This is a genomic window from Campylobacter sp. LR264d, assembly GCF_008633895.1.
Lineage (GTDB): Bacteria > Campylobacterota > Campylobacteria > Campylobacterales > Campylobacteraceae > Campylobacter_D.
The window spans coordinates 1-301 of the sequence record NZ_VJNT01000020.1 but is presented as its reverse complement, the minus strand read 5'-3'; the positions used below and the strand labels follow the sequence as shown (position 1 = coordinate 301).

The window sequence follows — 301 nt, the reverse complement described above, 5'->3', positions numbered from 1 at the left end:
CAGAAGAGATTAACCGTGTTGCTGATAAGACAGGTGTTAGGGCATCTTATTCAGTACAAACTACAGGAACCTATCCTATACAAGCAGGTTCTACTAGTGTGGATTTTGCGATCAATGGCGTAACTATTGGTCAAACTGATTATCAAGATGGGGATCAAAATGGTGCCCTAATAGCTGCTATAAATTCAGTTAAAGATACAACAGGGGTTGAGGCTAGTATAGATGATAGTGGTAGATTAGTCTTAAATAGTGCTGATGGTCGTGGTATAGAAATCACTGGTTCCATGGGTGCAGGTTCAGG

1 protein-coding gene is annotated in these 301 nt (G+C 40.9%); it reads left to right on the top strand.

All coding sequences use genetic code 11. The features are described from left to right. The coding region (locus FMM56_RS04710) for a flagellin hook IN motif-containing protein (protein WP_317845771.1) at nucleotides 1–301 on the top strand (301 nt) is incomplete at both ends.